General features: G+C 70.4%; 13 protein-coding genes. 1 reads left to right on the top strand and 12 read right to left on the bottom strand.

Going from position 1 to position 12,285, the window contains the following annotated elements; translation table 11 throughout:
• Nucleotides 1-11: 11 nt before the first annotated feature.
• The 12 genes from eccCa to ADK55_RS03115 all read right to left on the bottom strand — a co-directional run bounded on the left by eccCa (nt 12) and on the right by ADK55_RS03115 (nt 11,661).
• Nucleotides 12-4,019 carry a type VII secretion protein EccCa gene (gene eccCa, locus ADK55_RS03070; protein ID WP_053675728.1) on the bottom strand — a complete coding sequence of 1,336 codons (4,008 nt, stop codon included), beginning with the start codon at nt 4,017-4,019 and terminating at the stop codon, nt 12-14.
• On the bottom strand, nt 4,016-5,203 hold the full coding sequence (locus tag ADK55_RS03075; RefSeq protein ID WP_053675730.1) for a MinD/ParA family ATP-binding protein: 1,188 nt from the start codon (nt 5,201-5,203) through the stop codon (nt 4,016-4,018). The genes eccCa and ADK55_RS03075 overlap by 4 nt, the downstream gene beginning before the upstream one ends.
• Nucleotides 5,204-5,220: 17 nt before the next feature.
• Nucleotides 5,221-6,693, bottom strand: coding sequence for an EsaB/YukD family protein (locus tag ADK55_RS03080; protein WP_063839426.1), 1,473 nt, complete (start codon nt 6,691-6,693; stop codon nt 5,221-5,223).
• 13 nt (nt 6,694-6,706) lie between these two features.
• Nucleotides 6,707-7,069, bottom strand: a complete 363-nt coding sequence (locus ADK55_RS35795) for a hypothetical protein (RefSeq protein ID WP_078998403.1) — start codon at nt 7,067-7,069, stop codon at nt 6,707-6,709.
• 7 nt (nt 7,070-7,076) lie between these two features.
• Nucleotides 7,077-7,406, bottom strand: coding sequence for a hypothetical protein (locus ADK55_RS03085; protein WP_199826425.1), 330 nt, complete (start codon nt 7,404-7,406; stop codon nt 7,077-7,079).
• Nucleotides 7,403-7,621: a hypothetical protein gene (locus tag ADK55_RS39030; RefSeq protein ID WP_199826426.1), complete on the bottom strand. Its 219-nt coding sequence runs from the start codon at nt 7,619-7,621 to the stop codon at nt 7,403-7,405. Before ADK55_RS39030 ends, ADK55_RS03085 begins: the two co-directional genes overlap by 4 nt.
• Before the next feature lie 284 nt (nt 7,622-7,905).
• Nucleotides 7,906-8,193, bottom strand: coding sequence for a hypothetical protein (locus ADK55_RS03090; protein WP_053675734.1), 288 nt, complete (start codon nt 8,191-8,193; stop codon nt 7,906-7,908).
• Between the two features lie 12 nt (nt 8,194-8,205).
• Nucleotides 8,206-8,763, bottom strand: coding sequence for a hypothetical protein (locus ADK55_RS39035; protein WP_053675736.1), 558 nt, complete (start codon nt 8,761-8,763; stop codon nt 8,206-8,208).
• Between the two features lie 91 nt (nt 8,764-8,854).
• Nucleotides 8,855-10,570 (bottom strand): hypothetical protein, encoded by a 1,716-nt coding sequence (locus tag ADK55_RS03100; protein WP_053675738.1) that lies wholly within the window; start codon nt 10,568-10,570, stop codon nt 8,855-8,857.
• Nucleotides 10,567-10,950 (bottom strand): DUF6507 family protein, encoded by a 384-nt coding sequence (locus ADK55_RS03105; protein WP_053675739.1) that lies wholly within the window; start codon nt 10,948-10,950, stop codon nt 10,567-10,569. The genes ADK55_RS03100 and ADK55_RS03105 overlap by 4 nt, the downstream gene beginning before the upstream one ends.
• Nucleotides 10,951-10,994: 44 nt before the next feature.
• Nucleotides 10,995-11,309: a pore-forming ESAT-6 family protein gene (locus tag ADK55_RS03110; protein ID WP_053675741.1), complete on the bottom strand. Its 315-nt coding sequence runs from the start codon at nt 11,307-11,309 to the stop codon at nt 10,995-10,997.
• A 19-nt stretch (nt 11,310-11,328) separates the two neighbouring features.
• Complete coding sequence (locus ADK55_RS03115) at nt 11,329-11,661, bottom strand: hypothetical protein (RefSeq protein ID WP_053675743.1); 333 nt, start codon at nt 11,659-11,661, stop codon at nt 11,329-11,331.
• A gap of 209 nt (nt 11,662-11,870) precedes the next feature.
• Here ADK55_RS03115 and ADK55_RS03120 point away from each other — a divergent pair, with 209 nt between their 5' ends.
• Nucleotides 11,871-12,053 carry a hypothetical protein gene (locus tag ADK55_RS03120; protein WP_053675745.1) on the top strand — a complete coding sequence of 61 codons (183 nt, stop codon included), beginning with the start codon at nt 11,871-11,873 and terminating at the stop codon, nt 12,051-12,053.
• Nucleotides 12,054-12,285: the final 232 nt, after the last annotated feature.

Raw genomic sequence — 12,285 nt, forward strand, 5'->3', positions numbered from 1 at the left:
GTTCCCCCTGGTCATGCGCGGTCGGCTGTGGTCTCGGTGTCGCCGTCCGCGCCGGCGAGTGCCGTCTGGATCAGCCGGGTGGCCTCGCCGCGGCGGACGAGCGTGCCGCGCCCGGGCGGCTGGGTGCTCGCGTACACGCCGGGGAAGAGTTGCCCCTCCTGCCGGTCGCCGGTCATGACGACCGCCGAGGTACCGCTCTCCCGGAGCGTCATCAGGAACGGCTCGTACAGCGCCCGCGACGCTCCCGCCACCCTGCGGGTGACGACGAAGTGCAGGCCGATGTCCTGTGCGGAGGGGATGAACGGCATGAACGGCGCGAGCGGTTGCTGGCCGCCGGTGGTGAGGATGTCGTAGTCGTCGATGAGGATGACGATGCGCGGGCCCGAGTACCAGGTGCCGGACACCAGGGCGTCCTGGGAGGCGAGGTCGTCGGGCATCCGCTTCTCCAACTCGGTGGCGATACCGGTCGCCAAGGCGCCGCACAGACGGGAGTTGTGGGCGTAACCGCCGCGGTACTCCTCGGGCACCAGCTTGCGCAGGCCCCGGCGGGGGTCCATCACCGCGAAGACGATCTCCTCGTCGGAGTAGCGCTCCATGAGGCCCTGGGTGACCAGGCGCAGCAGGTTGGTCTTCCCGCACTCGCTGTCGCCCAGGATCATCAGGTGCTGGTCCCGCTTGAACAGGTCGAGCAGGACGGGCGCGAGGGCCGTCTGGTCCAGACCGAGCGGCACCCGGTTGGGTTCGGTCGTCACGGACGGCAGGGCGGCGACCGGGATGCGGGAGGGCAGCACCCTGACCCGCTGGGCGCCGTCGCCGGACCAGGACGAGCGGACCACCATGGCCGCCTGTTCGACGGCCGGGCCCAGCTCGGAGGTCGAGGCGAGGGAGTCGATGCGGGGCAGCGCCGCCTGGGCGAAGAGCTTGCCGTCGGTCAGGACGCGACCCTTCTCGTCCGGGGCCAGGGTCTCGGCGAGCTTGCGGTCGATGCTGGAGTCGCCGGGGTCGTTCAGGCGCAGCTCGACGCGGGTCCCGAACAGGGACTGGGTGGCGATGCGGACGTCGTTCCAGCGCAGCATGCCCGCGACGACGTGGATGCCGTAGCCGCCACCGCGCTTGAGCAGGTCGGTGACCGCGTCCTCGATCTCGTCGAAGTCGTCGCGCAGGGCGCCGAAGCCGTCGATGAGGAGCACGATCTCGGTCGAGGACAGCTCGGGGAGCCGGCCCTCGGCGCGCAGTTCGCGCAGCCGCTCGACGGAGTCGATGCCGTGCTCGCGGAAGAGTTCCTCGCGGGCGGCGAGCATGCCGCGCACCTCTTCGACGGTACGGGCGGCGCGTTCGCGGTCGGCGCGGCCGGCGATCCCGCCGACGTGCGGGAGCCCGGACAGCGCGGCGAGGCCGCCGCCGATGAGGTCGAGTCCGTAGATGCCGACCTCGCGCGGCGTGTGCGTCATGGCCAGGGACAGCGCCAGGGTGCGCAGCAGGGTGGTCTTGCCGGACTGGGGGCCGCCGATGACGGCCGCGTGGCCGCCGCCGACGGTGAGGTCGAGGACCCACTGCCCCTGCCACTGCCTGGCCGGGTCGTCGAGGAGACCGAGCGGCACCTTGAGCGGGCCCGGCCGGACGGCCAGTTGTACGCCGCGCTCCCCGGTCCGCAGGGGACCGGCCGAGGTGTCCAGGGCGATGGCCCGGGGCAGCGGCGGCAGCCAGATGGCACGGGTGGGCCGGGCGGCGTGCCGGAGCTGGTCGACGACGACGGACATGACGGTGGGTCCGGGGTTGCGGTTGCGCATGGCCGGCCGGTCCTCGCCGGACGGTGCCGCCTCGGGCTCGCCGAGGGTGTTGTACTCCGGGTAGAGGTGGACGGCGGGGCCCTCGTCCTCGACGTTCCGGGCGACCGGCCCGTGGTAGGGCCCGGAGACGAAGCCGGCCTTGAAACGCTCGTAGGCGCTGGTGTCGACCTTGAGGTAGCCGAAGCCGGGGATGGGCGGCAGGTGGAAGGCGTCGGTGGTGTCGAGGACCGTGCGGGACTCGTCGGCGGAGAAGGTGCGCAGGCCCAGCCGGTAGGACAGGTAGGTGTCCAGGCCCTTGAGCTTGCCGCCCTCGATGCGCTGGCTGGAGAGCAGCAGGTGCACGCCGATGGAGCGGCCGATGCGGCCGATGGACAGGAACAGGTCGATGAAGTCGGGTTTGGCGGTGAGGAGTTCGCCGAACTCGTCGATGACGACGAAGAGGTGCGGCAGCGGGTCCAGGTCGGGGCGGGTCTCGCGCAGGGCGGCGTAGTGCCCGATGTCGGCGATGTTGCCGGCGTCCTTGAGGACCTGCTGGCGGCGCTGTACCTCGCCGGCGAGGGAGGAATGGACGCGCTCGACGAGACCGGCCTGGTTCTCCAGGTTCGTGATCACGCCGGCGACGTGCGGCAGGTCGGCGAAGGGGGCGAAGGTGGCGCCGCCCTTGTAGTCGACGAGGACCATGGCGAGGTCCTCCGGCGGATGCGAGGCGACCAGCGCCAGCACCAGGGTGCGCAGCAGTTCGCTCTTGCCGGAGCCGGTGGCGCCGACGCACAGGCCGTGCGGGCCCATGCCCAGCTCGGAGGACTCCTTCAGGTCGAGCAGGACCGGTTGGCGGGAGTCGCTGATGCCGATCGGTACGCGCAGGAAGGCGCGTTCGCCGCGAGGTCGCCACAGCTCGTGGACGTCCAGGGAGGCCGGGTCCTCGACGCCGAGCATCTCGGTGAAGTCGACGGGGCCGGAGAGCGGGGCGTCGACGAGGGACTCGGCGGACAGCCGCAGCGGGGCCAGCAGGCGGGCGACGCCCTCGGCGCCGGCGGCGGTGGCCGGGTCGGCGGTGCCGTGGGCGGTGACGGGCTCGGCGGGACGCAGGTCCTCGATGTGGACCCGGTCGCCGTCGACGGTGATGCGCAGGGACACCTGGCCGGGCTCCTGCACCCGGTCGGCCACCAGGTGCAGCACGGTGACGCCCATGTCCCGCAGGGTCACGGCGTCGTCGGGGCGGGGCAGTTCCCGCGCGTCCTCGCCGTACCCGTCACTGACGACCAGCAGTCGCCCGGTCATCTCCAGGGCGTCCTTGCCGGACAGGCCGCGGCGCACCTCGGCGGCGTAGGAGGCGCGGGCACGCAGGTCCCGGTTCATCAGCCGGGCGAGCTGCGCCGGCGCGGGGGCGATGCGGCGGGCGCTGACGGGCCCGTCGTGCTCGTCGGGGTCGAGGGTGTGCGGCAGCCACTTGACCCACGCCCAGTCGCTCATGCGGTCGCCGGGGCAGGCGAGCGCGAGCGCGACGTCGTCGGGCGCGTGGGCGACGGCGGTCTGGGTGAGCAGGGCGCGTACGACGCGCAGGACGCCCTCGCGGTCGCCGACGACGCTGACGTTGCCGGCGCGGTCCAGGGGGACGGTCAGGGGCAGGTCGGTTGCTGTAGAGAATCGTTTCCTCAGCGCGCCGGCCTCATTGAGCATGAACCGGTCGGGCGGGGTGAGGACGCTGCCGCCCTGCTCACCGACGTCCAGGGGGCGCACCGGCATCCGCCCGGTGCCCACGCGCACGCGCAGGAAGTCGCCGTCGAGGCGCCGCCGCTCCCACAGCCGGGCGGGGTCGCGCACGATGTCGTAGAGCGCCTCGGGCGGCGGATCGAGGACCCGCGCCGTCTCGCGGCGCTCGCGCTCCTCGGCGCCCAGCTCCTCGCGCAGCTCCTCCAGGTACTCCAGATAGCGCTCGCGCTGCTGGCGCCGGGTGCGCTGGGCCTTGCCCCGCTGCGACAGCAGCATGCCGACCGAACCGATGACGGTGACGAGCAGCACGATCGCGCCGATGCCCGCGAACTGGCTGTTGCGCACCATCGTCATCATCACGACGGAACTCATCACGCCGGCGATGGGCATGAGGGTGTGCAGCGCGCCGCCCGTCCTGCCCTCGGGCAGATTGGGCGGCGGCTCGATCGTGCGCGCCCCGGGGACGGGCAGCGGCCGGGTGGTGCGGGCGGGGCGGTGGACCATGCGGGTGCTCATCGGTTGCTTCGCCTGCTCATGGCTCGGGTGAGGACTTCGGCGGCGAGCTCGGTGACGGCCTCGCGCGTGACCTGGCCGAGCAGGTCGGTGCGGATCGGGCCGCCGGCGGCGAGGTGCCGGTCGTACGGGAGCATCAGGACCTTCACGCCGCCCAGTTGCAGGTGTTCACGCGCCGCGGCCACGTCGAGCGTCATGTGGGGGGACGACGCGGCGACGACGACCACCGTTCCCTCCAGCATCCTCGGTCGCGACAACGAGACCATCCAGTCCAGCACCGATCGGGTGGTGGTGACGCCCTCGACGGTGGCCGGGGTGACCAGCACCCGCGCCTGCGCCGCAGACAGGGCGGTACGGGACAACTCGCTCGGGAGGGTGTCGCAGTCCACGACGGTGATCCCGAAGTAGCGGCGCAACGCGACCATCACCGAGCGGTACTCGGCCAGTTCCAGCCGGTTGCCCACCCGACCCTGGCTGCCGGGCAGCAGCCAACCCCGATCGGGCAACTGGACGAGATAGCCGACGACGTCGGTGAGTTGCATCGACGGGTCGATGAGCTGCGCGACGTCGCTCGTCGTCCAGCGCACCTTGGTGACGCCGAGCCGGGCCGGGAGGGTACCCAGTGCCGGGTCGGCCTCCAGCATCAGCACCGGATCCTGACGGTAGTGCGCGAAGGTGCGGCCGAGCAGCGCGGCGACGGTGGTCTTGCCCGCGCCGCCGCGGATGCTGGTGACGACGATCTGCCGGCCCGTGGTGAGCGGCTGCTGAAGCGCCTGCGCGACGCGGGTCGCCTCCTCCACCTCGCGGGTGGCCGAGGAGCCGACGAGCCGGCGCAGCGAGCGGGAGGTCCGCCTCGTGGCGGAGTCCCCGCTGAGCGGCTTGCCCCTGACCAACTCGTCGGGGAGCGGCAGCTCCATGGTGACGGGCGTGGGCAGCGGCCGGGGGGCGGGCGCGGGGGCGGGGGCGGGTGTCGGGAGGGCCTGGGCGGCGGCGTCCCGGCCCGGCGGCTCGTCCCGGCCCGGTGCCTCGGCCTGGTTCGGCGGCTCGGCGGGGGGGGGCGTGTCGGGGGACGCGGACGCGGCCGGGGGCCCGCCGGTCGGCTTCCCGGGCCGGCCAGGTGCGTCGGAGCCGCCGTTGAGGTTGCGCAGGTCGCGCAGTACGTCGCCCTGCCAGTCGTCCTGGGACATGCGGTCTCTCCTGGAACTCAGAACTGGTGGAGCAGACGTGCGTAGACGCCGAAGACCCCGACCACGAGCGGGAACAGTGCGATCACGCCGATCGTCTCGACGAGGTCGACGGCACGCCGCAGCCGGACGCCGACGTGTTCCGGCAGCCGGACCGCCAGCACGGCGAGCGGCACGAGCGCCACCCCGCAGAGCGCGGCCAGTGGCCCGTACGGGGCGCCGGGGACGTGGTCGATCCACAGCACCACGAGGGATACGAGCAGCACCAGGGCGGCGGCCAGCAGCGTGACGACCTCGGCGATCAGGGGGAAGGCGCGCGAGCGGGAGAGCAGCACGACGACGGTGAGGGACGCGAGGAGGACCGTCCACCACGAGGGGGCGGTGACGGCCAGCAGCCCGCCGGCCGCGGCGGACGCGGCGACGGCGACGGTGGCCAGGACCAGCCCGCGGTGGGTGGCGGCGAGGGCGGTGTCGACCTCGTGGCGGCTGACGGACGCGCCGCCCGAGCGGCGGTCGTCGAGTCCGGTGAGCCCGGCGGCCATCAGCGCGAGGCGGGGCAGCAGGCCGAGGACGACGACCGACACGAGGGCCATGACGGATCCGACGCGCGCCGGATCGGCCTGGAGCGCCGCGACGGCCTCCCACGCCCCGGTGGTGACGACGACGGCTCCGGCGCCGATCAGGCCGCCCTTGCCGAGCCGCGAGAACAGCCCGGCGAGCGTGAGCGTCACGGCGAGCGCGCCGGCCACGGCGGCGAGCCGCGCGGGCCCGCCCCAGGCGTGGGCGTCGGCGGCGGTCCACGCGGCGAGCACGCCGAGGGCGCCACCGGTCAGCATGAGGGTGCCGCCGAGGTCGCGGCCCGCCTGACCCGCCTGCTCCGCGCGTCCTGCCTGACCTGACCGGTCGGCCTGTCCCGCCGGGGCGGGCCGACCGTCCCGGCCGTTCTGAGCCGCCCGGGTGGCGGCTCGCGTACCGGCCCGCGTGCCGATCCGCGCGGCGACCGCGCCGACGGCCGCCACGATCACGGCCAGAACCGCGAGGGGAGCCGCCACCTCGGCCGTGCCGAGACCGTCGCGCGCGAGCACGCCGGCCGTCACGGCCGGCGCGATCGTCGCCACGCCCGCGGTCCACCGCCGGGCCTCGGGCCGCCAGCGCCACGCGCGTACGTCCAGGTCCTCGGCGAGCTCGTCGGTGACGTCGTGCACGACGGGGGCGGAGGGGGCGTCGTGCACGCGGACGAGCCGCAACACGGCGCCGTCGGGCACGGCGGCCTCGGCCAGCGTCCCGTCCTGCGGCAGAACCGTTCCCTCTGCATTGATCAGATGCCGGGCGGCCGGCCGCTCGCCCACCCTGTCGTCCAACAGCCGCAGGACATCGGGCAGAAGCCGTCCGATGGGCTCATTCGAGGGGAGCACCAGATCCACTCTCCGACGATCGCCGACGAGAGTGATCCTGCTCAATTCCGTGCGCTGCTTTTCCCCCACGTTTACCACGCGGCAGAACCTATCACTGGGCCGGCTCCGTCATTTCGTGTGTTCCTTTGGGATGATGCGTCGTATTCGCATGTACGGAGGACGACGAAGGCGACACCGACGGTGACGGAGTCGCCTTCGGGGCATAGCGCTGCTGTTGCTGTCGCTGCTGTTTCTGCTGCGCTTTCTGTTGGGCCAGGGTGTGCTGGATGAACGACCACCCCACACAACCGGCACACAACACCGCCGCGACGGCGAGTCCCGCGAATGTCTTCCCGAGCCTCTCGTCCGCCGTACGGCGGGCCCGCCCGGCTCCGAAGAGCAGGGCGTCCCGCATGCGTCGACGCCGTACCGACACCGACTCCAGCAGCTGACTGTCGTAATCCTTCGCCATCATTGCCCGATCAGCCGGACGCCGTCTCTTGCTTCTCCCCCTCGGCCAGGGAACGCACACCACGTCCCACGACATCCTGGATGTCGGCCAGAGCGGCTCCGACAGTGGCGCTGTCGATCAGTTCACCGAGTCTGTCCTCGAAGTACTGGCTGTCGGCCGGCCGCACGAGAGCGCGGAAGGCTCGCTCACGCCATGCTGCCGTCCCCTTTTCCTCAACGAGCCGACGGCTGCCGTCCACAGCCACCGCCGGCTGCGAGAAGGTGCTGTCCACCGAGAACTTCCGGTCGATCGAGAACCCGTACCAGGGAACGTTCCCGGGATCCGCGGCGGCGCTGATCACCCTCTCGTATCCCGCCCCTCACCCCGGTTCACCAGCACCACACAGGCAAGGAACCGCTCGATCTCGGGCGCGCCGGAATCGTTCATCAAGGCGACGAGCCCGGGGACGCGGGCCCGGTGACGAGAACTTTCGAACGCGTCGTGGATCACGTCGTCGATGTCGTCCGTCGGCAGGCCGTCGAAATCCGTGCCGAGCAATTCACGATAGCCGTGCATGAACTCGTCCCTGTTTCCTTGAATTCGCTGCCCGCCGAACCCCACGGCCACGTCCCGGCGGGCGCATCGTGGCAGGGTCTACCGCGGCGGGCGACGCGGAGGAACCACCTGTACCTGCCCGCCTCGCTCAGCGACCCACGGGAACCACGCGGCGCACTCTCGCGGCGCGCATCGGCATGGCGAAGGTCCTTTCCGTTCAGCGCGATCCAGTACCTCACGAGACCTTCGCGCACCCCCGTCGCCGACCTCCGGCAGGCACTCGGGAGTCGAGGTGCCGCGCGCCTTCAGCCCGGCGGCATCGGCTGCTCGGGTGCATCGTTGAACAGGTGGTCGTACATGGCTTGAAGGTATGAGCGCAGGGTTTCCCTGTCGGGGAACTCGATGTCAGTCAGCCGCTCGTATTCGTCCGGCCCGAAGGATTCGTCCGAGAGCATCTGCTCGAAGCCCGTGCGAACCAATTCCACGTAGGAATCACTGAAGCTGTGCAAAGTGAGCTTCAGGCCGTTGTCTGTTTCATACCCCCGCTCAAGATCCAGGTTCACCTTGAGGAAATTCTTGAAAAGCGGGTCCATTGGCATCCTTCTTTACGGGTGGCGGCCGCGCACCGGGTTGGCGAACATGGTGTGGAGACGGTACCCGCCATTGGGAAGTGCACGATAAACAGGCAGGATGGTTCCACCTTCGAAGTCCACCGGCTTGAATTCGTTCAGGTTGGCCGGGTCACGATAGTAGCCGGTGAACCTTTCCTCGGACCCGGGCCCGAGTACGTCTTCGATGGACGTTTCGACCGCTTCATGTCCGGTGCGTGACATCTGGTCGCGGAAGTAGGCATCTGCACGCACCATGTCTTCCGCATTGTCGAAACGCGTCGCGAACGCGCCGACTCGGTGCGCACCGCCGCTCACACCATCCACCGTGGTGCCGGTCAACGGGTCGATGTTGTTCTCGGACTTGACCAGCCCCGGATAGCCCGAGTTCGGCCCGTACATCTTCGGCGCCCCGTTGCTGTCGCGGGCCACCGTGCCGAGCCGGTCCGTCAGGGCCTTCTCATCAGGGTGGAGGTGGCGGCCTGGCGCGTGACCCTCGCCGCCCTGCTGGTCGTCCAACTCCTTGATGCGTTCATCGACCACCTTGGGGTCCATGGTCTGGTCCCCGGCACCACCGGGCGAAGCATCAGGTGCGTCGCCCTGGCCGCCGCCATCGGAACCGCCCGACGCGTCGTGGCCACCGCCGTCACCCTGATGGGGAGTGCCCGAATCGCCACCGTGGCCGTCGCCACCCGTGGTCGTGGTGTCGCCGTGGCCGGAGGCGCCGCCGCCCGTCGCGGTGTTGTCGGTCCCGCCGTGGCCCCCCGATCCACCGCCACCCGCCGGGGTGTGGCTGTTGTGCGCCGTGTGGCCGGCGGTGCCGCCCGGGGTGTGGCCGGCGGTGCCGCCCGGGGTGTGGCCGGCGGTACCACCGACGGGGTGGGTGGTCGTTCCGCCCATGTGCGGCGTGCCGTGCGTATCGACGCCCCCCGTCGGGTGGCCCGTGCCGTTCTCGACGTGGCTCGGACCCCCGGCGCCTTCGAGGACCCGCTCCTTGACGGGGGCGGGGACGGGGGCGGGTTCGTGGTGGTTGGGCAGGTCGGACGTTGCCGTGCTCGTCCCGGATGCTGCCGTCGTGGCCGATGACGCGCTTGTTGCCGTTGGCGTCCTCGTACTCGCGCCCGGGGGGCGTCTGATCGCCCGCGTGCGCGGGGGTCGAGGGCGTGTCGCCGGTGTGGGCGGGCGTCGCGGGTACCTCGCCGGTGGGCATGGAGCGGGCCATGTCGTCGACGCCGGCCCGGCTGGCCTTGAAGCCCTCCATGAAGTCGCCGACCTTGAGCTTGGTGACGCCCGCGGCCTTGCCGAGGTAGCTCATCGGGTCGACGAGTGCGCCCGCCTTGCCCAGCACGGTCGCGGCCTCCGCGCCCAGGCCCAGCTTTCCGGCCTTGCCGAGCTTGAGCAGCGATCCCGAGCCGAGGGTCAGGCCGTTGAACAACACCGTCCCGAACGCCTGCGAGGGATGCTCGCCCCACTGGTCCCACGCGACCAGCGACTTCCCGAAGTTGCGCAGGGCGGCCTTCTGCTTGTCGGTGTCGCTGTGGTCGACCGGGCCGAACATCTTGTCCATGGCCCAGTCGTAGGGGGTCATGAGGTAGGCGCTGACGCCGCCGAAGACGTCACCGATGCTCGACCAGGTCTTCTTGAAGTTGTCCCAGTCGAACACGTTGATCATGCTGCCGAGGCCCTTGAGGGTGCCCCAGACACCGTCGACGAAGAAGCCCTTCAGCGCACCGCCGACATTGTCCTTCGTCCACTCCCACGCGGCCTTCAGACCGGTGTACTCACGCTCGTCGACCGTGCCCCAGGGCGTTTCCTTGGCGTCCTTGACGTCGCTTTCGCTGAAGCCGTACATGCCGGCCTTGTGGGAACCGTCGTCGACGACGAAATGCGTGCCGCCCACCAACGACGTGATCTTGTTGGCGGCATCCCGCTCGACACCCTGGAACGCCACCCACGTCGTGCCGACCTCACGCACCAGACGCGCGTTCTCGTCGATCTTGTGCTGGTCCTGCTGCCAGTCGTCGTCGTCCTTGTTGTCCGCGACGAACTTCGCCGCGTCCGTGCGAAGCTGCTTCATCCGGTTCACCAGCGGACGAGCCGACGTCGCGAAACTGCTCAACGCGCCACTGACGGACTCCAGTTTCTTGGCGAACTCGTCCGCCTTGTCCCGCACAGGAATCGTCGAATTGAGCAACTCCCCCTGCTCCGGGGCGTCATAGACCGGATCCAACGCCTGGAACGCGTTGTGGACGTCCTTGCCCGTACCCCGGATGCCCGACGCGGTCGTCTTCAACGACGCCGCATGCGTCTCCAACGTCTCCAGATTGCCCGTGAAGGTCGGTATCTTCCCCAGATCGATCACTTCTTGGGGCCCTTCATCTCTTCCGGAGTAGGAGCCTTGGAGTACTCCTCCTGCTTGTTCTTCGCCATCTCCAGGTCACCCTTGAGGTACTCCTGCGTGGCCAACCGCGCCCCGGTGATCGACTTGCCCGTCCGAACCGGAAGGAACTTCACGTCGTTCTCCGTGCGCTGCTGAAACTCCTGCAACGCCTGCGCCACCGGACCGAACGCGCCCCCCTCGGGGATCTCCGTCCCACCCAGGACCATCGTGCCCGCCGACGTCGCGGAGCCCACCAAGCCCTCGCCGTACGACGTGAACTCCTCCTCGAACTTCCCGCCGGCCTCCGCGGTCTTGTTCAGGACCTCACGAACACCATCCGGCTTGATGTCCCACTTGGACACGATGCCCCCCGTTTACGTAGAACGTCTTCCCTTGCCTTCGGACGTCAGCCGATCGCGTCGACCGCGGCCTTCGCCCGGGCCAGCGTCTGATGCGCCGTCCCGTCGTTCTTCTCCATCGTGGAGCGCAACAACGCGATGATCGAACGCACCTCGGCGGCAGCCTTGTCCCAGCGCTGCTCCTTGCCGTGGTACTCGTCCGACACGCCGTCGGCTTGGAAGTCGGCCATCGCCGCCTTCACCGCCGCCTCACGCTCCCCGAGCACCGTCTCCAACCGCGAGAGGATGCCGCCCAACGAGCCCTGCACCTCGGTCGAGGCGCCGATGTCGTAACTCCGCCGATCCGTACCGCCACCAGCCATGCCACTACCCCCTGTTCGTCTAACGGCCCGAGAAACGGGCCGCGTCGAAGTTCGCCGCCGCCATCTGCTGCTTGGCGTTGTCCGCCGACTCGTGGTCACCCTGACCGAACGAGGAGTCCATCCCGGACTGACCACCCAAGATCGCCTGCAACGACCCGTTCAGCGCGGCCGTCACCTCGTCCGAGTGCTCCTTGAACCGGTCGAAGGCCACCTTGCCCGAACCGTTGAACTTGCCCTCCAACGGTGCCGCCGCCGCGATCAGCTGGCGGATCAGACCGCCGAGGTCGCCGCTCGAATCCCGCGTCCGGGACGTCAGTCCCGACAACGCCGTGTTACCCATGTCGAACTTCACGAGTTCACCCCCGTCACCCCTCTCACAGCAGGCCGCTCGAACAACCACAGCCCGCACTGGTGTGTCATGTCTATCAACCCCGCATTGCTGTCTGCAAAGCCAACCGCATTGCTGTCTGCAAAGCCAATCCACGTCGCAACCGCCCAGCTGTTGCGGAATCGGCTGAGCTTGTCACGAGGTTGTGACAGAGTCCCCTCCGGTTAAGGGAGATGAGCGACTCGGGCGGCCTGGACGCCGCCACGGTCAACCTCGCCATCAACCTCGCCGTCGGCCTCGCCGGTGACGTGGTCGATGGCCCGGTCGATGCCCTGGTAGATGCCCTGGTCGATGCCCTCGACCAGGTCCCGTTCGGCGGTCTCGGCGAGGCCCGTAGGGTCCTTCCGGACTGGTGACACCATGAGTTCGAGCGACGCCGGTCCGTGAGACACGTTCGGTACGCGCCGAAAGCAGGCGCTATAGCCCCGTAACGCCCGTACAAGGACTCCGTCCCGTATCCCGACCCGACCCGACCCGACCCGACCCGACGCGTCCCGCCCCGTCCGGGTCCGCTCCTGCCGGCCGGCAAGAGCGGACCCGGACGCCTGAGCCACCCGCGCCACCCGCTCCCACCCGCCCCTCCGTAAC

The organism is Streptomyces sp. WM4235, assembly GCF_001279725.1.
In the GTDB taxonomy this organism is placed as follows: domain Bacteria; phylum Actinomycetota; class Actinomycetes; order Streptomycetales; family Streptomycetaceae; genus Streptomyces.